At 56.3% G+C, this 21,698-nt stretch carries 18 protein-coding genes and 2 tRNA genes; 9 read left to right on the top strand and 11 right to left on the bottom strand.

What is annotated here, in order from left to right; all coding sequences use genetic code 11:
* The first annotated feature begins 8 nt into the window (after positions 1–8).
* The 3 genes from ACHZCX_RS11635 (at position 9) to hydG (ending at position 3,699) form a co-directional block, all read left to right on the top strand.
* On the top strand, positions 9–809 hold the full coding sequence (locus ACHZCX_RS11635; protein ID WP_319587397.1) for a 4Fe-4S dicluster domain-containing protein: 801 nt from the start codon (positions 9–11) through the stop codon (positions 807–809).
* Entirely contained in the window at positions 806–1,999 is a 1,194-nt protein-coding gene (locus ACHZCX_RS11630; protein WP_319587396.1) for a hypothetical protein, read from the top strand. Before ACHZCX_RS11635 ends, ACHZCX_RS11630 begins: the two co-directional genes overlap by 4 nt.
* A gap of 266 nt (positions 2,000–2,265) precedes the next feature.
* On the top strand, positions 2,266–3,699 hold the full coding sequence (gene hydG / locus ACHZCX_RS11625; protein ID WP_319587395.1) for a [FeFe] hydrogenase H-cluster radical SAM maturase HydG: 1,434 nt from the start codon (positions 2,266–2,268) through the stop codon (positions 3,697–3,699).
* 328 nt (positions 3,700–4,027) lie between these two features.
* Here hydG and ACHZCX_RS11620 read toward each other — a convergent pair whose 3' ends face one another.
* From ACHZCX_RS11620 to ACHZCX_RS11605, 4 genes are all read right to left on the bottom strand, one after another.
* The gene (locus ACHZCX_RS11620; RefSeq protein ID WP_319587394.1) at positions 4,028–4,240 is read right to left on the bottom strand and encodes a hypothetical protein; all 213 of its coding nucleotides are present in this window, start codon (positions 4,238–4,240) and stop codon (positions 4,028–4,030) included.
* A gap of 210 nt (positions 4,241–4,450) precedes the next feature.
* A complete protein-coding gene (locus ACHZCX_RS11615; RefSeq protein ID WP_319587393.1) occupies positions 4,451–5,131 on the bottom strand; it encodes an XTP/dITP diphosphatase in 681 nt (226 codons plus the stop codon).
* A 96-nt stretch (positions 5,132–5,227) separates the two neighbouring features.
* Positions 5,228–5,776: an epoxyqueuosine reductase QueH gene (locus ACHZCX_RS11610; RefSeq protein ID WP_319587392.1), complete on the bottom strand. Its 549-nt coding sequence runs from the start codon at positions 5,774–5,776 to the stop codon at positions 5,228–5,230.
* Positions 5,776–7,347 carry a sigma 54-interacting transcriptional regulator gene (locus ACHZCX_RS11605; RefSeq protein WP_319587391.1) on the bottom strand — a complete coding sequence of 524 codons (1,572 nt, stop codon included), beginning with the start codon at positions 7,345–7,347 and terminating at the stop codon, positions 5,776–5,778. The genes ACHZCX_RS11610 and ACHZCX_RS11605 overlap by 1 nt, the downstream gene beginning before the upstream one ends.
* A 60-nt stretch (positions 7,348–7,407) precedes the next feature.
* Here ACHZCX_RS11605 and ACHZCX_RS11600 point away from each other — a divergent pair.
* Positions 7,408–7,493 (top strand) — tRNA-Ser (locus ACHZCX_RS11600).
* A gap of 21 nt (positions 7,494–7,514) precedes the next feature.
* Positions 7,515–7,607, top strand: a tRNA-Ser gene (locus ACHZCX_RS11595).
* Between the two features lie 312 nt (positions 7,608–7,919).
* Here the strand turns inward: ACHZCX_RS11595 and ACHZCX_RS11590 are convergent.
* The 5 genes from ACHZCX_RS11590 to ACHZCX_RS11570 form a co-directional block, all read right to left on the bottom strand.
* Positions 7,920–8,864, bottom strand: a complete 945-nt coding sequence (locus tag ACHZCX_RS11590; RefSeq protein ID WP_319587390.1) for an SPFH domain-containing protein — start codon at positions 8,862–8,864, stop codon at positions 7,920–7,922.
* A gap of 98 nt (positions 8,865–8,962) precedes the next feature.
* On the bottom strand, positions 8,963–10,432 hold the full coding sequence (locus ACHZCX_RS11585; protein WP_319587389.1) for an AAA family ATPase: 1,470 nt from the start codon (positions 10,430–10,432) through the stop codon (positions 8,963–8,965).
* 97 nt (positions 10,433–10,529) lie between these two features.
* Positions 10,530–11,186, bottom strand: a complete 657-nt coding sequence (locus ACHZCX_RS11580) for a pimeloyl-ACP methyl esterase BioG family protein (RefSeq protein ID WP_319587388.1) — start codon at positions 11,184–11,186, stop codon at positions 10,530–10,532.
* 4 nt (positions 11,187–11,190) lie between these two features.
* A complete protein-coding gene (locus ACHZCX_RS11575; protein ID WP_319587387.1) occupies positions 11,191–12,372 on the bottom strand; it encodes an 8-amino-7-oxononanoate synthase in 1,182 nt (393 codons plus the stop codon).
* 5 nt (positions 12,373–12,377) lie between these two features.
* On the bottom strand, positions 12,378–12,671 hold the full coding sequence (locus tag ACHZCX_RS11570; RefSeq protein ID WP_319588733.1) for an ArsC family (seleno)protein: 294 nt from the start codon (positions 12,669–12,671) through the stop codon (positions 12,378–12,380).
* Between the two features lie 225 nt (positions 12,672–12,896).
* On the opposite strand from ACHZCX_RS11570, the gene ACHZCX_RS11565 reads away from it, so the two are divergent.
* Positions 12,897–13,331, top strand: coding sequence for a hotdog domain-containing protein (locus tag ACHZCX_RS11565; RefSeq protein ID WP_319587386.1), 435 nt, complete (start codon positions 12,897–12,899; stop codon positions 13,329–13,331).
* Here the strand turns inward: ACHZCX_RS11565 and ACHZCX_RS11560 are convergent.
* Together ACHZCX_RS11560 and ACHZCX_RS11555 are read right to left on the bottom strand one after the other, a co-directional pair.
* Positions 13,328–14,167 (bottom strand): HDOD domain-containing protein, encoded by an 840-nt coding sequence (locus tag ACHZCX_RS11560; protein WP_319587385.1) that lies wholly within the window; start codon positions 14,165–14,167, stop codon positions 13,328–13,330. The two genes, ACHZCX_RS11565 and ACHZCX_RS11560, sit on opposite strands and share 4 nt — an antisense overlap.
* Positions 14,168–16,036: an ATPase, T2SS/T4P/T4SS family gene (locus ACHZCX_RS11555; protein ID WP_319587384.1), complete on the bottom strand. Its 1,869-nt coding sequence runs from the start codon at positions 16,034–16,036 to the stop codon at positions 14,168–14,170. It abuts the gene before it with no gap.
* A 590-nt stretch (positions 16,037–16,626) separates the two neighbouring features.
* On the opposite strand from ACHZCX_RS11555, the gene ACHZCX_RS11550 reads away from it, so the two are divergent.
* The 3 genes from ACHZCX_RS11550 to ACHZCX_RS11540 are packed head-to-tail and all read left to right on the top strand — an operon-like array spanning position 16,627 to position 21,678.
* Entirely contained in the window at positions 16,627–18,675 is a 2,049-nt protein-coding gene (locus ACHZCX_RS11550; RefSeq protein ID WP_319587383.1) for a TonB-dependent receptor, read from the top strand.
* A 16-nt stretch (positions 18,676–18,691) separates the two neighbouring features.
* Positions 18,692–19,243, top strand: coding sequence for a YfiR family protein (locus ACHZCX_RS11545; RefSeq protein WP_319587382.1), 552 nt, complete (start codon positions 18,692–18,694; stop codon positions 19,241–19,243).
* Positions 19,244–19,254: 11 nt separating this feature from the next.
* Entirely contained in the window at positions 19,255–21,678 is a 2,424-nt protein-coding gene (locus ACHZCX_RS11540; RefSeq protein WP_319587381.1) for an ATP-binding protein, read from the top strand.
* Positions 21,679–21,698 lie beyond the last annotated feature (20 nt).

Here is a 21,698-nt window from a genome sequence, read left to right as displayed (position 1 = left end):
GATTGATTATGTCTAAAGGAGTCCTGGTCGACATGACCAAATGCTTTGGCTGCGGCGCCTGCACCGTCGCCTGTAAGCTCTGGAACGAAAAAAAATACGATGAAGTCAACAAACCCACCCTGGGCGACAAGGCCCAGTTGGTGGATATCAACTGGACCGTGGTCAGCAAACACGACGTCACCGATACAAGCGGACAGGCGGCCTGGCGCTTTGCCAAAAAACAGTGCCTGCACTGCGTTGATCCGGCCTGCGCTTCCTCCTGTTTGGTCGGGGCCCTGCGCAAAACACCGGAGGGACCGGTGGTCTATCACCCGGATCTCTGCGTCGGCTGCCGCTACTGCATGGTCGCCTGCCCTTTCAATATTCCCAAGTACGAGTGGGACAAGTCCTTTCCCAAGGTTTCCAAGTGCCAGATGTGCTCATCACGGGTGGCTGCTGGGGAACAGCCCGCCTGCATCGCGGTTTGCCCCAACCAGGTGATGACCTTCGGCGACCGTGATCAATTGGTGCAAGAGGCCCACAAACACATTGAGGGCAACAAGCAGCTCTATGTCAACCACATCTTCGGCGAGACCGAGGTCGGCGGCACGGCCTGGCTGTATCTCTCCGATCAGCCGTTTAACAAGCTCGGTTTCAAAACAGCGGTACCCCAGGAGTCGCTCCCGGCCTTCACCTGGCAGATTCTCAGTAAACTGCCGATGATCCTGGTCGGATGGACCGCGATCCTCTCTGGGCTTTACTTCTTCAACAAGCGCCGCAACGCCATTGCGGAGGACAAACAGGACAGCACAGGAGGGCCGCAGTCATGACCATCAACGGTAACAGAATTACTTTTAAGATGACCCCGTTCCGGCTGATCCTGATCGCTTTTTCCCTGGTCTTTGTCGGGATTGTGGCCTATCGCCTAGTGAACGGCCTGCAGATGACCAACCTGACCGACGCCTGGCCCTGGGGACTGTGGATCTTCATCGATGTCAAGCTGGGCGTGGCCCTCGCCGCCGGAGGGTTCACCACGGCCGGCATCTACTACGTGCTCGGAGTCAAGAAGGTCAAATCCGTGGTCAAACCGGCCATCCTCACCGCCTGGCTCGGCTACTGCCTGGTCGGCTTCGGCCTCTTGATGGACCTTGGCCGCTGGTACGGCTGGTGGCACCCCATCTTCAGTTGGGGCGAACATTCGGTCATGTTCGAGCTCTACATGTGCGTTCTCTTATACACCATTGTTCTCACCTGTGAATTTGCTCCAACCCTGTTCAAGGGAATGGGCCTGGTCAAGCTTTCCTCCTTTTTTAAAAGCCTGACCGCGCCGCTGGTCATCGGCGGCATTGCGCTCTCGACCATGCATCAATCGTCGTTGGGATCGATGTACGTGTTGACCCTGGGCAAGCTCAACGAATTGTGGTGGACCATGCTGCTGCCGATTTTGTACTATTCCTCGGCGGTGGCGGTTGGTCCGGCCATGGTCACCTGCGAAACCGCCCTGGCGGGCCGTTTCTTCGGGCACGATTGGGATGAGCCGGCCATGACCTTCCTGGCCAAATGGTCGGGGTATGTGATGAGCTTCTATGCGGTGCTCCGTTTCTCCGATCTGGCTATTCGCGGCCAGATCGGCTCGCTGTTTGCCCTCGATACGGAGAGCCTGATGTGCCTGCTTGAGCTGGCCATTGGCTGCGTGTTGCCGCTCTATTTTTTCTGGAGCTACAAACTGCGCGGCAAGGTAATGACGCAGAAGATGATTGTGCGTAACGCCGTGCTTTTGGTCCTGGGTGTGGCGCTGAATCGCGGCAATGTGGTGTTCACCGGCATGGCCAAGGCTGCGGGTGAAAGCTACTTCCCCTCGGCCGCTGAATTGTTTCTCTCCATCGGCCTGGTGTCGGTCGGCATCCTGGTCTATCTCTTTATTGTGGAGAATTTTGACGTCTTTCCGGCTCACGACCATTCCGTCGCAACCGGCAACAAGCAGGCGCAGCCCGAAGCCGCCGGTTGTGCCCGGGCCTAAGATGCTTGCCCGCACGGAGCATTGCACCTATTGTTGCAAGAAACGTTCAATGGAAGAGCGGGGGAGGTCAATGCCGGACCGGGCGCCTTGCAGAACGGTCTGCATCGGCGTTTCCCCGCTATGATCTGCATATGCAACGCCCACCAGCTCACGCTGTTTGGGCTGGTGCGTGGGTTGACCCATTTTTATATACGGTACATTTTTGATGACGACAGCAGGTGGTTGTTCGTGAACAACCACCTGCCGCCCGAGCGAGAGGTCACTCTATGTTAATAGAACATATGGAAATTGAAGAATTTATCCGTCCCGGCGAGATCGAGACCATCCTGGCTCAGGCGGCTGCGACCCCGGATAGCGAAATCGAGACAATTCTCGACAAGGCGTCCCGGTTTGCCGGACTGACCCATCTTGAGGTGGCCATCCTGCTCAAGATGGACGACAAACACCTGCCCCGGCTCTTTCAGGTGGCCCGTCGCATCAAGGATGAGATCTACGGCAATCGCATTGTCATGTTCGCGCCGCTCTATGTCAGCGATTACTGCGTCAACCGTTGCGCCTACTGTTCCTACAACGACTGCCACAGTTTCAAGCGCCGCAAACTGACCCAGGAGGAGGTCCGCGACGAGATCATCGAAATCGTCAATATGGGTCACAAGCGGATCGCGCTCGAGGCCGGCGAGGATGATGACAATTGCCCGATCGACTACATCCTCGAATGCCTGCGCACCATTTATCAGACCCAGGCGGACCTTTCCGGAGAAATTCGGCGGGTCAATGTCAACATTGCCGCGACCACGGTGGAGAATTACAGCAAGTTAAAAGACGTGGGCATCGGCACCTATATTCTCTTCCAGGAAACCTATCACCAGCCCTCCTACGAAAAATACCATCTCAATGGCCCCAAAAAGGACTACTGGTATCACACCACCGCTTTTGACCGAGCCATGACCGGCGGCATTGACGATGTCGGCGCTGGCGTGCTTTTCGGTCTCCACGATCCCTACTTTGAAGCCCTGGCCATGGTGATCCATAACGAGCACCTGGAAAAAGAATACGGAGTCGGCTTTCATACCATCTCGGTGCCGCGCATCCGTCCGGCCACCGGGGTGGATCTGGACACCGTTTATCCCCACGCACCCGACGACGAGACCTTCAAAAAGATCGTGGCCGTGTTGCGACTGGCCGTGCCCTACACCGGCATGATCATCTCCACTCGGGAAAGCGCTGCCATGCGCAAAGATCTGCTCGACTGCGGCATCACCCAGATGAGCGCCTGCAGCGCAGTGGGCGTGGGCGGTTATATGGCGGAGAAAAGGCGCCGCGAGACCGGGGTGATTGATCCCGACCTGACCGCTCAGTTCGCCAAGAACGACGAACGCTCGGCCGATGAAATTATCCACTGGCTGATGAAAGAGGGCTTGGTGCCCTCCTGGTGCACCGCCTGCTACCGATCCGGGCGGACCGGTGACCGGTTCATGGCGCTCGCCAAAAGCGGCCAGATCAAGAATGTCTGCCACCCGAATGCCCTGATGACCCTGTCCGAATACCTGGAGGATTACGCCTCACCCGAGGTTAAGACCTTAGGCTACGCCTTGGTCGATAACGAACTCGATAGGGTCCCCAAGTCCGAGCATCGGGAAAAGGCGCGGCAGAATGTCGAAATGATCCGCGGCGGCAAGGCGAGGGATTTGTATTTTTAGCGGAAGTTCAGATTTGCCCAAGTAAGCCATCGTCCTCTTGCTGGCGACGCCTTGCCCCCTTTTTGTCGAACAGGTTTCGATGCAGACCAGCCGTTTGCTTCAGGAAGGCTGGTTGGGGACCCACACAAAACAGCCCGTTCACTCTGAAGAGCGAACGGGCTGTTTCTTTTTTACGGACCACATCACATACGGGTTCCCTGGCCAGAAGATACTTTAATTCACGCGCAGCACGTTGGCTCTCAGATGCCTGAGACATCTGGAAGCGAAGGCTTTGTGCCTCAGGCGAGTCGCGGCACCTCACTTTCCCCATTCTCTTCTTTGGCGACCATCATTTCTTTTCATCGGGCTGAGCTATCTCTTGGAGCTTATACGATTTACCCTGGTGGGTGATGATTCCCCCATCTTCCCACTTATAGGGACGCTCGTAGTTGACCATGGTCGACGAAAGAAATAACACCCCTGAAAAAAAACCGAACATAATCCAAAAAATAACAGCTCTCATTTTATGCGACTTCATCGTCTCGACAGTTTTATCGGTCATACTTTTTCTCCCCAATGAACGCGCCCCAATATGGGCAGCACTCATCACTCCAAGCCTGTTTTGAACAGGCTATAAAATCCAATTGGTGATGTCTTATATATCAAAAGCCTCCCAACTCTCAGGGTCGGGAGGCTTTGGTGTATTGATTAAAAGTTGCTGGCTCTATTTGTACAAATGGCGAACGGAGCGAAGCCGGGACGACAATCAGGCTTACATCCGCTCCTGGGACCAGTCATTGTGCTCGAACTCGCTGTGATCGGGCTTGGGCGGCTTGATTTCGGCCATGCGCTGACGCAGCCAGGTCTGTACATGGGGAAATTCAGCGACAAACTCCGCCAGTGCCCGACCGCGATGGCTAAAGCTGCTTTTCGTCTCCATTGACATCTCGGCGAAGGTCTTGCCGAACTCCGGGTAATAAAACACCGGATCGTACCCAAACCCTGAATCCCCCCGCCGTTCGTCAATAATTTCTCCGTCGCAGCGGCCCTCCCAGGTCAGGGCAGGTCCGGCCGGAGTCGCCAAAGACAAGACACAGACGAAATGGGCCGCGCGGTTTGTTTGTCCGGCCATCTCTCCCAAGAGTTTTTCGCAGTTCTCCCAATCCGTTGCATCAAGGCCGGCATAACGGGCCGAATAGACCCCCGGCCGGCCGTCGAGGGCATCGACCACCAGGCCGGAATCGTCGGCCAAACAAGGTAAGCCCAGAACCTTGGCATAGTGCAGGGATTTTTTATAGGCATTGTCGTCAAAGGTTTCGCCGTCCTCCACCGCTTCCGGCATGGGACCGAAATCGGCAAGCGATTTGATCGAGACCGGAAAATCCTTGAGTATTTCCTTGATTTCTCGCAGTTTGTTTTGATTGCTGGTCGCCAGCACGATGATATTGTCCATGGTTGTCCTCCTGGCCCGCCCAGCCAAAGCTGCACAGGCGCATGCTCATAAAATAAATGCGTTATTTGAAAGTGAACGGCCGATTGCAGGTCGTGATCACTTGTATTTCTTGCGCAACTGCTTGTCGTATCGTTCCTGTTCACTGTAGATGCAACCACAGTAAGGTTGGCGATAAAGGCCCATGCGGATGGACTCGTCAATGCCTTGCTGCCAACCGAGGCGGAAATCCTCGTAATACAATTCGACCCCGCACTGCTCGGCCAACTGCTCGCACCGGTCGATGAGCAGCTGATGGTTCTGGTATTTCGAGTAAAACAGGGTGGTGCTAAAGGCGTCGAAATTGCCTGCAACCGCTGCCTCTGCCGTCCGGGCCAGCCGCATCTCATAACACCGGGGACAGCGCTCCTGTTCATGAAACACCACCTGGTGCAGATATTCGGTGAGGCCGTAGCGCTCGTCAATCTCCACCGGGCAGCCGGTGTCCTGGCCAAAGTGCCGGACTGCGTCGAGGCGGCGGCGGAATTCCTGGTACGGATGAATGTTGGGATTATAAAACAAGCCGGTCACTTCGTGGCCCTGCGCCCGGAGCTGCTGCAGTGGGTAGACCGCGCAGGGGCCGCAGCAGACGTGCAGCAGAATCCGCATTACTTGACCTTGAAATGTTTGGGTTCAATCCCGTAACAATGAATCTTGTAGTTGATAATGCGCAGACTGGTGTCCAAATTCTTGGCCGCCTTGGTCTGATTACCGTTGTTCTTCTTCAACGCGTCAATAATAAGCTCACGTTCAAAATGTTCAACCGCAGAAGAGAGCGACAGCGGCTTATCGGAGTGAACACTGTCAGGGCTTTGCAGCGACGGCGGCAGGTGGATGGATTTGATGGCCTGACCGTCACAGATCAGCACCGCCCGCTCCATGCAGTTCTGCAGCTCGCGGACATTGCCCGGCCAGTGGTACTGCACCAGGAGATCAATCGCCGGTGTCGATATCCGGCTGATCTGTTTGTTGTTCTCCTTGGCATACTTTTCGAGAAAATACTCGGCCAGCAGTAAAATGTCGGTGCGTCGTTCCCGTAAGGGCGGGATGTAGACCGGAAAGACATTCAGCCGATAGTACAGATCCTCGCGAAAATGCATCTCCTTGACTGCGGTCTCCAGGTCGCGGTTGGTGGCGGCCACCAGGCGGATATCGCTCTTGATAGTCTTGGTCGAGCCGAGACGCTGAAAGGTGCGCTCCTGGATGACGTTGAGCAGCTTCACCTGAACCGCCGGGCTGATCTCGCCGATCTCATCGAGGAACAGGGTGCCGCCCTCGGCCAGTTCGAACCGGCCTCTTTTGGTTTCGGTGGCCCCGGTGAAGGCGCCCTTTTCATGGCCGAACAGTTCGCTTTCCAGCAAGGTTTCCGGTAAAGCCGAACAGTTGACCACCACAAAAGGCCCGTTGGCCCGGCTGGAGTTGTAATGGAGCGCCTTGGCCACCAGGGTCTTGCCGGTGCCGGATTCGCCTCGCAGGAGCACGGTGGCGTTGGAATCGGCCACCCGATGCACCATATCGAACACCTCCTGCATCCGCGAGGAGTTGCCGATAATCTCTTCGATCCGGTTCTTGGCCGACAATTCCCGCCGCAGCTTGGAGTTCTCCAGACGCAGAGCCTCCTTTTCCTGGCTGACCCGCTGGATGCGCTGCACGGTCTCGGCGATCAGGCCGCTGACCACGATGAGAAACCGCAGATCGTTTTCCGATTGGAGGCCAAAACCCTCGTTGTAAATCCGATCAATCGACAAAGCCCCGATGGATTGCTGGCCTGCAACAATCGGCACACAGAGGAAGGAACTTTTCTTTTTGCGCTCGTCGCCCCTGGTCCGGGTGCGGTTGAGAAACAACGGTTCGTCGCCGATCTGCGGCACAATGATCGGTTCGCCGGTGGCCACCACCTTGCCGGTGATGCCCTCGCCCAGCTTATAGCGGCCACGCCGCTTTGCCTCGGCGGTGATGCCATGGGCGACCTCGATCTCCAATTCACCAGTGGCCGGATTAATGATGGAGACGGTGCCGTTGTCCATATCCTTGCGCTCAGCCAGGGTGGTCACGATTTTTTCCAAACAATCCTGCAGGCTGGTGGCCGAGGCCAGATGCCGGGTAATTTCGTAGAGACAGGTCAGGTCGATGAATTCCTGTTCCTGCTGGGCGTTAAGCGGGCTGTTGTTTGCTTTCATGAATACGCAAGAGGAGTTTATTGACAGTGTTGCCTTGAAATGGTATTTACGTGCCGTTATGGAGGGATGGCCGAGTGGTTTAAGGCGGCGGTCTTGAAAACCGTTGTGCGAAAGTACCGTGGGTTCGAATCCTACTCCCTCCGCCAGAAACCAACATTGCCGACTTTGGAGAGATGACCGAGTAGGCCGATGGTGCTCGCCTGCTAAGCGAGTGTGGGGGTTATACTCCACCGAGGGTTCGAATCCCTCTCTCTCCGCCATAGAACACAACGGCTGGTTGGGTTGCCAACCAGCCGTTGCTGTTTCCACGCCAGGCTTCCAAACACAAAACCGAAAGAGTTACAGGTCGCTTCTGACCATTCGCCTCTCCGGCCAGCAAATCTGACAACTTTGTACCATATTCACCTCTCCTCCGCCACGCCAACCTTACCTAAATTGTAAGAAATCATTCACCCCTGTTGCATTTGTGTCAATCGTGCCACTCGACAGCGAACTGTGTATACTTTTCTTGGCGTCTTTCTGCGACAAACGCCGCCCGTCTGCTGCACAACCAGTGGTTTAACGAGCGTTGATCAGACCCCGGGAGTGGTTCGCGCCTCCTTGCAATCTCCTTCTTTTCCCGCTTGAGCGGCAAATTGATGCAGTAATTCTCCCAATTGGGCCGGAAAGAGGATGACCGTATTTGAGGGGCTGGAACCGAGGCCATCGACTGTTTGCAGCGTACGCAGCTGAATGGTAATGGGGCTGTCCGACATGATTTTAGCGGCCTCCGCCAGATTGACCGCCGCCAGTTTGTCCCCTTCAGCTTTGGTGATGGTGGCCCGCTTCTCCCGCTCAGCCGAGGCCTGCCGTGACATCATCCGTTTCAAATCTTCGGGCAATTCAATATCCTGCAAGCGAAGGGAGTCGACGCGCAAACCCCAGTCCCTGACCCGCTCTTCCACGTGCTCCTTGATCCGGATTTGAATCTGCTCCCGCTCGGAGAGCAGCTCGTCCAGGCTGAGACTGCCGACCACATCCCGCAGGGCGGCCTGGGCATATTGCGCCACCGCAAACTTAAAATCCTGGATGGTGATGACCGCTTTTTCACTGTCATCGACGAGGAAAAACAGGGCCGCATCAATTTCCGCCGGCACATTATCCCTGGTGATCACTTTTTGCCGGGGGATATTGAGCACGATCACCCGCGTGTCGATAAAACGAACGCTCTCCAGCACCGGGATGATATAGAGCAGACCGGGTCCCTTGACCGAACGGAACTTGCCCAGAAAGAGGACCACCCCCCGTTCCCATTGCGCCGCCACCCGGACCCCCGAGACCAACACATACCAGAGAAAGACCGCAAAAAAGGCGACTGGCGCAGCCAGAAACGGCAGAACAGCCACCCGGCCAGTCCACGAGAAGAAAAACAATCCCACCGCTGCGGCCGGCACCGCAAACAGAACACCCCGGAGGGTGCGGCCCAAGGAAACGTGCTCTCCGGCCGGTTTGACATAGTGCTTCAATTCTTCGCCCATGGCAATCTCCCTGTTTACGTGTGGTTTATCATATTGATTTTGCGTAGAATAAACTGGAAATGTACAGTTTCATCGCGCATCTCCGGTGTCGGAGCGGGTTAGGTTTCTATGAGGTTTTTTGCATGTTCGGCAAGGGTATCGCAAAATTCAGAATTATTGCGTACCCAAAGCGCAAGGAATGCGCCTCGTACAATTGCCTCAGGGACAAACCCGATTTTTATCCCAAGCTGATTGAAAAGAAGATGCGGGTCACGGTTTGTCCGTGACACCTCCTCAATAAAACAACGAACCAATTCCTGCGCCTCTGGGGCCCTTTGACACGATACCGTCAAAATTGCTATGTCTTCTGCAAGACGTGCACGTATTGCCTCAAATACCGTTAGCTCAGGTTGTCTACCCGGAAGACGAATCACACCATTTTGGGTGTCATCAGGCTGCCCTGAATCCCCATCAATTATGCATAACGACTTGAAGTTGACAGCTGGATTTGCCATATGCGCACGATGCGTGGAAACTGCATTTCCATCCCCATGGACGGCATGAACCTCGACTTGATCGTAGTCAGCGCCAAGTTTTTCACGCAGAATATAATCTACCCAAGATTTAGCAAATTCATCCTCGATGAATATTGCTAGTTTTTTGTCTACTCGGCCTGATACAGCGCGAAGTGCTTCGACGGAAAGCCTCCCTTGCTTTAGTTTTCCGTTAATGCTTGCCCAGATTGCTTCGCTAGGTAGTGGCAACAAAGCGTAGTCGCTATGAGTGGTGAAGACTGTCTGAATTGACCGTCGTTCAGCAACATCGATCAGGTATTCAACCATTCGTCGCGTTGCAATTGGGTGCAAACCATTCTCAATTTCTTCGATCAAAATTAAGCTGTTCTGCGGTGCTTGCTCAATGCGTGTAATCATTCGAATAATCGAAGATTCACCCGCGCCAAAATGGAATTCAGAAAAATTATTTATGCCAGTACGCCCGACTAAAAAGGTGTCATCAAATCCATAATTTGTGACTCGATAGTCAGCCACAGATTTCCCTAGTATGTGCTCAACCTGTATTGCCACGGCATCATCGAGCGGCTCAAACGGAGGACGGTGCACATATGTTGATCGCATTAATTTTTTATAGCGAGTCTTCTCCCCGGCAGGCACAGTGCGCTCAATGCCAAAAAACAATACGTCGCGATCAGCTACGTCCGCTCGAACCCATTTGGCCTGTCTAAAGCTAGAAGTGCGCTTGATAAGTTGCCTGGGGTTCAATTGCTTATCAATCAGTTCATACTCAACCCGCCAGTCGGACATTGACTCATCACCGACTGTGCTCTTCGGAAAAAAGATGCCCGGTTTTATGGTTTTGTAGGCACATCCCGCGACACCCAATACAGAAGACTTGCCGCTACCGTTTGGGCCGATAAGCGCAGTAACTGGAAATTCGAAAGTTATGTCCTCGCCGGTAAAGCCTCGTATCTTTTCAATACTCGCCTTGTATAAATATTTTCCATAGTCGTGACGGCGTACCTTCTCAATCAGTTGCGTCTTTGTTGAATCACGAATCTCGCTCAGTGGCATTGAATTGGTCTCTCTATTGTGTAATTAGTGAAGAGCATACTGAAAAATAAACAAGTAACAATTTAACATTGTTTATCATAAAAGACAGTTAACCCAATTAAAACGACAGTATATTTTTCCAATCACCAAGCAAAAAAAACGGAAAGTGCGGCCAATTGTGAACCACGCCGCAGCCCTTACCCCAGGCGCGCATCTGGTTGCGGCCGGAGAAGATGCGATCGCGGCTGGTAATTATTTTCTGAGTGTAGATATCGTGGCCCGGACCGGAGCGGAGGAAGGCGTCCCGGAATGCGGCCATCTCATCCTGCAGGCCCGGCAAATCCCGTTGCGGCCGGTTGGCCAGAAACCGGGCCAGCTGGTCCTCGTCGTCAAACATATTGCGATAGAAGCCGTCCAGAACCTCCTGGCTGAAGTGGTCGAGCATGTCGGCGTAGCTTTCCGGAGGGATGCCGCGCTGCTTGTCCACTGGGGTGAGGGTGCCGCCAAGGGCAGTGGCAGAGGCGAAGGCGGTGGCCTGATCGGCCAGGAGATGCGCCGCCACCCAGACACCCATGGACCAACCGATCAGGTGCAACTGCTCGTAGCCGGCAAAGGGCGCCAAATCGACCGGCTGCAGCTGCCGGTAGTCGGAGAAGAGGCAGAGGTCATGTGTGGCAGCGGGCAGAAAACGAAACGGCGCAGGGTCCATGCCCCAGCCACTGAAGAAGAGAATGCATTGCCTTTGGTTGTTGCGGTACAGCCAGTCGATGTGCATGGGCTTACCCCAGGGACGCTTTGATGATGCCCGGCAGCGGTGCCAATTGCTCCCAGTCCATGGCCGCATTTAACGACAGGCGCAGCCGTGAGGTGCCAACCGGCACCGTGGGCGGCCGTACCGCCTTAACCCAATAGCCGGCCTCGCAGATGCGTTCGGCAGAGGCCACGGCTCGCGCCGCATCGCCGACCAGCACCGGCACGATATTGCTGCTGCCGTCAGTGCGCAGCCCGGCAGCGCGCAGGGCGGCACGAAACTGCTCCGCCATCTGGTCCACCTTGGCGCGCTGCTCCTGCATCAGGGGAATCTGCCGGAGGACAAAACACAGCCAGTGGATCGAAACCGGCGGCAGACCGGTAGAAAAAATCTGGGAGCGGGACGTATTGAGCAGATAGTCGATCAATAGTTGGGAGCCAACCACAAAAGCGCCCTGGCCACCATAGGCCTTGCCAAAGGTGCCGGTGAGGATCTCGATCTCGTGATGCACGCCCTGCTCTTCCGCCAGGCCACAGCCGCTCTGTCCCCGGATGCCGACTCCGTGCGCCTCATCCACATAGAGCGCGGCCCGAAAGCGATCCTTGATCCGCACCAGTTCGGCCAGATCAGCGGCGTCACCGTCCATGCTGAAGATCGATTCGGTGACGATGAACACCTGACGGTAGCGTTCCCGGTCCTTGGCCAGCACCTGCTCGATGGCCTGATAATCGAGATGCGGGTAGCGGATGACCTTGGCTCGCGACAGGCGCATACCGTCGATCAGGCTGGCGTGGCAGAGCTTGTCGGCGAGAATCAGATCCTGCTTGCCGCTGAGCGCCGGCAAAATGCCGATGTTGATGTGATAGCCGGAATTAAACACCAGGGCCGCCTCTGCCTGGTACAATGCGCGGAGCTGCCCTTCCAAGTGTGCATAGGGCAGGGTGTTGCCGGTCATCAGCCGCGAGGCGGTGCTGCCCAGGCCGTAGCTTTCCAGGAGATTGTCTGCATTTTGTTCACGGAAAAAAGCCTGCAGCAGTTCCCGGTTGGTGGCCAGGCCCAGGTAGTCGTTCCCGGCGAGATTGAGATAACGGCGACCGCTGATGTCGATCTGGCCATGGTCGAGATGGGTCACCGGAACCAGGTGGCGCATCTGGCCCTGCTGTTTGATCTCTGCCAATTGTTCGCTCAAATAGGGGTGCAAAACGGTCATGGGCGTTATCCTGAAATTTGGGCATAGAGGCTGTCACTGAAGCCCACCAACAGCCGATCACCCATCAGCAGGGCCGGAGCCCGCAGGTTGCCGGTGCGTCCCAAGGCTTGGGCAAGAATGGCCTCTTTGCTGTCCTTGGTCGGGTCTAACGCCTGAAAGTTCTTCCCTTTAGCTATCAGGATCTCCCGGACCCCCGCCAGCACCTTCCAGGCCTCCTCACCGACAAGAGCATCCTTTCTGGCATCGACGATCTGTTCCGGTGTGATTTTGTTTCGTCGCAGCACATCCTGTGCCTTAATGCACGAAGCTCAGCCTTTTCTCAGATAGGCCCAATCAATTTGCATACAACCTCCAATGTCCACAGGACAGGTAAAAAGAATACGAAGAGAAAGGCTGGTATTATAGTCTCGTCAGGTTCTGACCACCACCTTATTTTCCGGTCTCGTTACCCGTTTCCGAAAAACGAAAAATCCACTATAGAAAACGGTTGCCGACAAACACACCCAACCAGAGGAGAAGAGACGATGACAATCCCACCGGAGACGGCCGGGCCGCAGGGCGACTTGCTGCTGCGGACCATGCCCATGCCCGCTGACACCAGTTTCAACGGTGATATTTTTGGCGGCTGGATCATGTCGCAGATGGATCTTGCCGGCAGCATGATGGCCAAGGAGGTAACCCGGACGCGGACAGCGACCGTGGCGGTGGAGAGCATGCAGTTCATCAAGCCGGTCAGGGTGGGCGATGTGGTCTGCTGTTATGGACGGGTAGTGCGGATGGGAACCACCTCGGTGACCATCATGCTCGAGGTCTGGGTCCGGCCGATCCTGCATGCGGGCAAGGACCAGTTCACCACCTTCAAGGTGACCGAGGCGGCCATCACCTATGTGGCCATCGGCGAGGACGGCAAGAAGCAGCCGATCGACAGGGAACGGCTCTCTCTGAAAGAGCCGCTTTAGCTGGTGAGAACCGCGGTGTCCTCAAGGGCGATTTCCAGCTCGGCCAGATCAATCTCGCTGAGATTGAGCAGGTCGGCCTCCAGAGTGGCGGGGAGGACAAGGGAGGTGTCCTTTTCCAGGCCGATGCCCAGCTTATGGCAGACCTGATTGGCCATCCGCACCATGAGAAGGAGAAAATTTTTCTCATCGATCTCCTCGGCATGGTGATCGCGGGCAATCACGCAGAAATACTCCGGCATGTTCCACTGGGCCAGCAGCTTGGCCCCTTCCCGCGCATGCAGCCGCGCCATGGCCTCCAGGAGAAGTGCCTCGGTAATCTTCAAGGTCGGGTTCTTGCGTTTGATCTGCTCGATAATCACCAGAATGAGCAGCTTGCCGACATCATGAAACAGGCCGCCGAAAAAGGCCTGGCTCTGATCGATGCCGTAGGTGTACCGCCTTGACAACCACACCGTGCCGTAGGCACACCCCACCGCATGCTGCCAGAGTTTTTTCATCAGCACATTGATCGACTTGTCTGAGCTTTTGAAATGCTGCCGTGAGGTGGCCAGAAGCACGACCTTGCCGATCTCCTCCATCCCCAACCGCATGATTGCGGCCCGCACCGTCCCGACCTCGACCAAGCCCCGGTAAAAGGGCGAGTTGGCGATTTTCAACACCTGGGTGGCCAGGGCTTGATCGGCGGTGATGATCTTTTCGACGATCGGGATGCTCGGCTCGCTTTTCGCCATCTCCTGCTGAATGCGGCTGGAGGTGGAATTGAACACCGGCAGACTGACCGCATCGGATTCGATAAAGCGGTTGATAACTTCGATCAAGGAAACGGGAGCAGTCATTTATTCACCTGCCAGGCGGCGGAGCTCGGCCAGGGGCCGGGGCGGACTGAAAATGGGCAGACAGCGCAGGAGTTCGTCGACCGTGGTCACGCCCGCCGCCGCCTTGACCAGCCCATCTTCCAGCAGGGTGATCAGCCCGGAATGGTTGATGCTGATGGTGCGGATCTCGTAGCTGGTTTTCCGCTCCAGGATGGCGGTGCGAACCGGTTCATCGAGCACCAGCAGCTCAAACACCCCGACCCGTCCGCGATAACCGCTCTGCTTGCACATTTTGCAGCCCCGTCCCTTCTTGAAAGTGGCTCCCGCCAGATCTTTGACCGTACAGCGCAGACGCTGAAATTGCACCGGCGTCGGCTTGACGTCGACAGCGCAGTGTGGACAGACCCGCCGCAACAGCCGCTGCGCCAGGACGCTGACCACGGTGGAGGAAACCAGGAAGGGGGCGATGTCCATGTTGAGCAAACGAATCAGGCCGCCGATGGAGTCCTCGGTGTGGAAGGTCGACAGGACCTTGTGGCCGGTCAGGGCCGCCTGCACCGCCACTTCCGCCGAGTAGGCATCGCGGATTTCGCCGATGACGATCACGTCCGGGTCCTGACGAACGATGTGGCGAAGGGTCTCCTCAAAGGTCAGGTCGATTTTGGGATCGATCGAACACTGGGCCACCCCCTCAATCACATATTCCACCGGCTCTTCAGCGGTAATAATGCTCACCTGCGGACTCTTGAGGGCATGGATGCAACTGTAGATGGTCGAGGTCTTGCCGGACCCGGTCGGCCCGGTCACCAGGACAACGCCGCTGGGCTGATAGACCGCGTCCTCGAGAAAGCGGGAAAGCATGCGCGGCGACAGGCCGATGGATCGCAGGTCGTACAGCTCCTGCTTGCGGTTGAGCAACCGCAGCACGATTTTCTCGCCATGAATGGTGACGAAAAAGGAGACGCGCAGATCCAACTGCCCCTCGTCGTACTCAAAGAGAATGCGCCCCCCCTGATGCCTGCGTTTTTCGGCGATGTCGGCCTGGCACATGATCTTGAGGCGGCTGGTAAGCGCCGGAATGATCTCCTTGGGGTAGTCCTTAAAATGGTTGAGCACCCCGTCTTCGCGGAAACGAACCTGCAGATGGCCTTCCATGGGTTCGATGTGGATGTCGCTGGCGTTGTTTTTCAGGGCCTCGAGGATGATGGAGTTGACGGTGCCGATCACGGTGGTGTTGTCCACCGTCAGGGCCTGGCCTCCCTTTTTCTCGGCCAGCAGTTCAACGATTTTCTTGATCGACCGGCTCTGGGCGATGATCGGAACGATGTTGTTGCCTAAAAAGCGCTTGGCCGTCTGCAATGTTTCATAATCCAGGGGATCGACAAAGGCGACACGCACCGAACCGTCGTCGCTTTTGATGGGGATGAACCCGAGGGTCGCCATCAAGTTGTTCGGAATCTTCTCGCACCGTTCCTTATCGATGTTATTGAGCCCGGGTTCAATGAAGGGGTAGCCCATCTGAATGGAGAGGATCTCGATAAAGACTTGCTCATCGATAAAATTATGCTTTACCAGGATCCGGCCGAGTTTTTCCTGGGAATCGCTGTCCTGCTGGATGCGACAGGCGGCCTCCAGGTCCTCGGGCGAGATGTAGCCAAGTTCGACCAGGAGATCGCCGATGCGGATGGGCGAGGAGGTCTTGCGGAGGGTCTCCCGCACATCCTCATCAGTGATGCATTTCAGATCTTTGAGAATCTTCAGCAGGGGGCTGAAGGTGCTTAGTTTGGATTGAATCCTGGCGGCATGCTCTATCTGGTCCCGGTTTACCTTGTTCACCTGCAACAGCAGATGAATAATGGCGCTGTAGTTTTCTGTCGATTTTGTGGTCATGATGAATCTCGCTTGCTAGATAACACGGTGCTCGACGCTTGCCGCCCGAACCATACGGATTCCTTAAACAAAGAGTATACGGGCTATCAAATCCCGGTTCAAGACATTAACGGCCTTTCTCTCTTTCTTCTTCGCAGCGGGCCGAGAAAGGGAGAGTGTCCCCTTTCTCTAACTTACCTTCCAGACGACAAATTTTTTGAGAAGAGGAAAGAATATTGTTTGTGATCTGCTCTCACCTTCCCCTATAATAAATTCTCCGGCCTAGGTGCAATTTTTTTGGTGAAACCCTTGCAAAGGAAGGACATATCCCGCCGGATCATGCCCAAAAAAAGCAGCAACAGGTGCGCCCAGCGCTCCATGGAGCGACCACCTGAGCAGAGAGAATTATGTCAACGCAACCCATTCCTTTGCCACAAAAAAACTCGAGCTCATGCTGGTTGGCCACAATCTGTTCAACAGCAGTCAGCTCGAATACCTTGCCGAACACATCACCCCGCCCCACCGGGATCGAACGGGGTGTTTACAGCAAGATAACATATCGTTTTTAATTTATATATTCCACAAACATTCAACCCGTGGACGCCCCGAACATGAAGAACCCCACCACCACCCTGCCGCTCCGCAGAACCCTCACCGTTCTCACGACCCAGGCCTTTCTCCTTGTCCAAGCGGCTATGCCGGCGCTGGCCGACGACATGGCGGACAACCGCTTCCTCGACATGGACCTGACCCAATTGATGGAGGTGACCATCACCTCGGTGTCAAAAAAGCCCCAGACCCTGGCGGACACAGCGGCAGCGGTTTTCGTCATCACCCAGGAAGACATCCGCCGTTCCGGGGTGACCTCCATCCCCGAAGCCCTGGCCATGGCTCCCGGACTGCAGGTGGCCCGGATCGGCGCCTCCAAGTGGTCGATCGCTTCGCGCGGATTCAGCGGCTACACCTCCAATAAGCTGCTGGTGCTGATTGATGGCCGCTCGGTCTACACCCCGGCGTACAACGGCACCTTCTGGGACATGCAGAACACTCTGCTCGAGGACATTGACCGGATCGAGGTGATCCGCGGGCCGGGCGCCACCATCTGGGGGGCCAACGCGGTCAACGGGGTGATCAACGTCATTACCAAGAAGGCCAAGGACACCCAGGGCACCCTGCTGCGGGCCGGGGCCGGCAACCAGGAAAAACTGATGGGGGCGGCCCGGTACGGTACCAAAATCGGCGACTCCGCCTTTGCCCGCCTCTATGTGACCGGCAACGATCGCGGCAGCAACGAACTGGCGGGGAGCGACACCGATAGCTATGACGGCTGGCAAACCTTCCAAACCGGGTTTCGTGCCGACGGCACGGTGGGTTCCAGGAACGAGTGGTCGCTGCAGGGGGATCTGTTCAAAAACGATGGCGACCAGATTACTTTTCCCTACTGGCTCTCTTCATCCGCCACGCCGATTGCCAAATATGGCGACTACACCGCCGGTGGCGGCAACCTCATCGGCAACTGGCAGCACACCTTCAGCAACAGCGACAAGCTGTCCTTCAAGACCTATTACGATTCGAACAACCGGAGAGAAGCCTATTATGATATAACCATGGGCACCCTTGATTTTGATCTCCAGTACGAAACAACTCTCGGCTCTCGCAACAGCCTGACCATGGGCACCGGTTACCGCCGGGTTGACGGCGAGTTTCAAGACACCTCCCAGGTGCATATCCCTGATCAGACCAATGACCTGTATAGTGCCTTTTTCCAGGACGAAATCAAGCTGATTTCCGATTCGCTGTGGCTGACCCTGGGGGCCAAATACGAACGCAACGATTTCACCGGCGACGAATGGCAGCCGAGTGCCCGCTTCCTCTGGAAACCGGCGGTCGATCATTCGTTCTGGACTGCAGTCGCCCGGGCGGTGCGCACGCCCTCCATGGTGGAAAACGGCGGCGCCCTGACCATGGCCATGGCGCCAACCCGTTTCCCCGGCGTTTTCTTCCCCGTTAAGCTGTACGGTAATCCGAACTACGACGTGGAGACGCTCCTGGCCTATGAAGCGGGGTACCGCTGGCAGGCACGGCGCAACCTTTCCTTTGATCTGGCAGGCTACTACAACGACTACAGCGACATTTACGGCATCGTCTTAAACACAAACCCGCAGCAGCCCGGCCTCATGTTTAGTAACGCGCAGGAGGGGTACGGCTACGGTTTGGAATTTGCCGCCAATTGGCAAGCCAAATCCTGGTTGAATCTTGCCTTCACCTATGCCTACCAGCGGTTTGAACTGGAAAACAAGGATGATGTCCTTGGAACATCAGTGTTCCAAAACCAATCCACGACGAAAAGCAACCCCCGACACCAGGCCTCGATCCGCTCCTCCGTCGATTTTGCCCAGAACTGGCAGTTCAACACCTGGTTGCGCTATGTCGACGAGATCGCGGGGCGCAACAGCGTCAATTTGGGAAGCCCCCTGCCGGTGGACTCCTATTTCAACCTGGATGCCAACCTCATCTGGAAGCCGAGGAAAGACCTGGAGATCATGCTTGCCGGCCAGAATCTGTTCAACAGCAGCCAGCTTGAATACGTTGCCGAGCTACTCACCCCGCCCACCGAGATCGAACGCAGCGTGTACATGAAAGTCACCTGGAATTTCTGATCCTGGAGCGGGACTCATGACCTTGATTAGAAAGATTCTTTTCCTGGGGCTGCTCCTCTTCGGGATACTCTCGATCCTGGGGCCGCCTGGAGCCCTCCGGGCAGATGAGATAGCCCAGGAGTATCAGCTCAAGGCCGCCTTTTTGGTGAACTTCGCCAAGTTCATCACCTGGCCGCCGCAGGCCTTTCCTTCTGACCAGCAGGAGTTTATTCTCTGCGTGGCCGGGGACAACCCTTTTGGCGCGGCCCTGAGCAATCTCGAAAGCAAAACCATCGGCGGCCACCCTATCCGAGTGATGCAGGTGGATTCGCTCAAAAAAGTTCCCCCCTGCCACCTGATCTTTGTCAGCCGGTCGGAGGAGGCCAACCTCGGTCAGCTTGCTTCCGGACCCGGTCGGCGAGCCATCGTCACGGTTAGTGACATCGCCGGTTTTGTCAAAGCAGGCGGCCATATCGAGTTTATGATAAAGGGCAGCCGGCTATCCTTTGTGATCAACCATTCCGCCATGAAAGAACAGGGCCTCCAGGTCAGTGCCTCCCTGCTCGACCTGGCAGCAGCTGTACAATAGGGAGGGACCACATGAAACGTTGGTTCTTGCGCCTTTCCATCAAGTTCAAGCTCTACACCATCGTCCTGCTGGCCTGTGCCCTGGCCTTGCTGCTGGCCACCTCCGCCTCTTTTATCATTCAACAGCAGTTGGTCCGCAAGCAGTTGCGGGATGAAATCAAGACCCTGGCCGATGTCATCGGCGAAAACAGCCGCGCCGGGGTGACCTTCGAGGACAGGGAGGCCCTGAAGATCATCCTGCACTCTCTGAACGCCAAGGAGAGTATCATCGCCGGACGCATTTATGGACACAACGGGGATCTCCTGGCCGAATATGAACGGGGCGGGCTAAAAAGTGATTCCATTGACCATCATGAAGCTGAAGAAATCCTTACCATAAACGGCCTGCGTTTCGAGGAAAACCATGCCGAACTCAGCCAGCCGATCACTCTGGAAAATGAGCGGATCGGGCAGCTATTCCTCGAGGTGGACCTCACCGAAACCCGCAACAACATCCTGACTATTGCCGCTCTCATGGCCGGAGTCCTGTTCTTCGGCCTTGCCCTGGCCATGCTGCTCTCTTCCCGCCTGCTGCAGGTCATCATTGCCCCCATCGCCAACCTGTCCCAAGTGACGCGCAGAATTTCGTTGGAACACAAGTACGATATCCGGGCCCAAGTCGGCAGTGAGGATGAACTGGGCCAACTGGCCACCGGGTTCAACGATATGATCAAAAAGATCGAGGCGCGGGATGCCGATCTCGAGGAGCAGGTCGCCGAACGCACCAAAGACCTGGAACAACGCGGCCTCCAGCTCCTTGAAGCCAAAGAAAAGGCGGAAGCTGCCAACCGGGCGAAGAGCCAGTTTCTTGCCAACATGAGCCATGAAATCCGGACGCCGATGAACGCCATCATCGGCATGACCCACCTGGCCCAAGAAACGCGGGAAGAAAAACAGCTGCAACGATTCCTCCACACCGTCAGGCATGCAGCGGAAAACTTGCTGGGCATCCTCAACGACATCCTCGATTTTTCCAAGATCGAGGCTGGCCAGCTGCAGCTCGACCACCGGCCTTTCAGGATTGACCGGCTCCTCAAGACCCTGACCGCCACCATGAGCGATTCGGCTGCGGAAAAGGGCCTCAAGCTCGAAGTTGTCGAAGCGGGCGGCTTGCCGCAGGCTGTGGTCGGCGATGATCTCCGCATCCACCAGATCCTCCTCAACCTGGTAGGGAATGCCATAAAATTCACCGCCCAAGGCACTGTCACCATCCGGGTCGAACCAGCAACGGGTGGTCCGGAGGAGAAAACAAGCCAACTCCATTTCAGCGTCACCGACACCGGCATCGGCATCGCCCCGGACAAACTGGAGGATATCTTCAAGAGCTTTGAGCAGGCAGACACTTCCTATGCCAGGGAATACGGCGGTACCGGCCTGGGATTGGCGATCAGCCGGCAGTTGACGGCCCTCATGGGCGGGACCATGTGGGTCGAAAGCAGGGAGAACCAAGGCAGCACCTTCCACTTCACCCTGGCTCTCGAACCCTGGACCGGCGACTTGCCCGAGGCAACAGCAATAAAGAACAACCAGAGCGCGACAGTGGTTCGGGGCCTACGCATCCTGGTGGTGGACGACAATGAGGTCAACCGCGACGTGGCCTCAATGATACTGGAAAAAGACCATCACGTCAGCACCGCCGCCGATGGCCAAGAGGCCCTCAAGGTCCTGGCCGGGGCAACCTATGATGTTGTGCTCATGGATGTGCAGATGCCGCTCATGGATGGCCTGGTCACCACTGCCATCATCCGCGCCTTGGAAAAAGAGCTGCCGGTCCCCCATGACCTCCCGGAGAATCTGCTCGGCAAACTCCGGAACAAACTCCTCTCCGGCCACGTGCCGATCGTGGCCATGACCGCCCATGCCATGGGGGGCGACCGGGAGATGTGTCTGGCCGCCGGCATGGACGGCTACATCACCAAGCCCTTCCAACCGGCGCAACTGACCGAAGTATTCCTCTCCCTGGCGGACAAGAACCCCTCTTTAACCCGGCTCTCCCTAGAAAAAGAGGCCCATGCCCTCTCTGCATCCCTGGCTGCGCCTTCCAGCCCATCGCCCACCCTGGCCCAGGTGGCCGCGCATCTCCAGGCCACCACCAGCCTGAACGCAGCACAAATCGACCGTGTGCTGACCGCCGCCTGCCAAAGCATCCAAGACAATCTCGCCAATGCGAGGAACGCCCTGAACGCTGGAGATCACACGGAACTCGGGCGGTTCGCCCACACGCTCAAGGGTACCCTCCTGCAGTGCGGTCTCCATGAGTTGGCGGAAAAGGCAGAGGAAGTCCACTTCGCTGTCCAAACCAGCAATGACCTGCCCCTCGAAAGCCTTCTGGAGCACCTGAACTCCAGCCTAGCAGGGATAGTCAGTAAGGAAAACAGCGATGCCGAGACACATTAAATGCCTCCGGAGCACGGATG

This window comes from uncultured Desulfobulbus sp. (genome assembly GCF_963662935.2).
GTDB lineage: Bacteria > Desulfobacterota > Desulfobulbia > Desulfobulbales > Desulfobulbaceae > Desulfobulbus.
The sequence above is the reverse complement of the archived record's forward strand: the minus strand, read 5'-3'. Positions and strand labels throughout refer to the sequence as shown.

Coding starts and splice junctions, on each gene's coding strand:
- ACHZCX_RS11630 (WP_319587396.1), top strand. CDS start 806: ATGACCATCAACGGTAACAGAATTACTTTTAAGATGACCCCGTTCCGG.
- ACHZCX_RS11580 (WP_319587388.1), bottom strand. CDS start 11,186: ATGCACATCGACTGGCTGTACCGCAACAACCAAAGGCAATGCATTCTC.
- ACHZCX_RS11540 (WP_319587381.1), top strand. CDS start 19,255: ATGAAACGTTGGTTCTTGCGCCTTTCCATCAAGTTCAAGCTCTACACC.
- ACHZCX_RS11620 (WP_319587394.1), bottom strand. CDS start 4,240: ATGACCGATAAAACTGTCGAGACGATGAAGTCGCATAAAATGAGAGCT.
- ACHZCX_RS11560 (WP_319587385.1), bottom strand. CDS start 14,167: ATGACTGCTCCCGTTTCCTTGATCGAAGTTATCAACCGCTTTATCGAA.
- ACHZCX_RS11550 (WP_319587383.1), top strand. CDS start 16,627: ATGAAGAACCCCACCACCACCCTGCCGCTCCGCAGAACCCTCACCGTT.
- ACHZCX_RS11590 (WP_319587390.1), bottom strand. CDS start 8,864: ATGGGCGAAGAATTGAAGCACTATGTCAAACCGGCCGGAGAGCACGTT.
- ACHZCX_RS11555 (WP_319587384.1), bottom strand. CDS start 16,036: ATGACCACAAAATCGACAGAAAACTACAGCGCCATTATTCATCTGCTG.
- ACHZCX_RS11575 (WP_319587387.1), bottom strand. CDS start 12,372: ATGACCGTTTTGCACCCCTATTTGAGCGAACAATTGGCAGAGATCAAA.
- ACHZCX_RS11615 (WP_319587393.1), bottom strand. CDS start 5,131: ATGGACAATATCATCGTGCTGGCGACCAGCAATCAAAACAAACTGCGA.
- ACHZCX_RS11610 (WP_319587392.1), bottom strand. CDS start 5,776: ATGCGGATTCTGCTGCACGTCTGCTGCGGCCCCTGCGCGGTCTACCCA.
- ACHZCX_RS11605 (WP_319587391.1), bottom strand. CDS start 7,347: ATGAAAGCAAACAACAGCCCGCTTAACGCCCAGCAGGAACAGGAATTC.
- ACHZCX_RS11585 (WP_319587389.1), bottom strand. CDS start 10,432: ATGCCACTGAGCGAGATTCGTGATTCAACAAAGACGCAACTGATTGAG.
- ACHZCX_RS11565 (WP_319587386.1), top strand. CDS start 12,897: ATGACAATCCCACCGGAGACGGCCGGGCCGCAGGGCGACTTGCTGCTG.
- ACHZCX_RS11545 (WP_319587382.1), top strand. CDS start 18,692: ATGACCTTGATTAGAAAGATTCTTTTCCTGGGGCTGCTCCTCTTCGGG.
- hydG (WP_319587395.1), top strand. CDS start 2,266: ATGTTAATAGAACATATGGAAATTGAAGAATTTATCCGTCCCGGCGAG.
- ACHZCX_RS11635 (WP_319587397.1), top strand. CDS start 9: ATGTCTAAAGGAGTCCTGGTCGACATGACCAAATGCTTTGGCTGCGGC.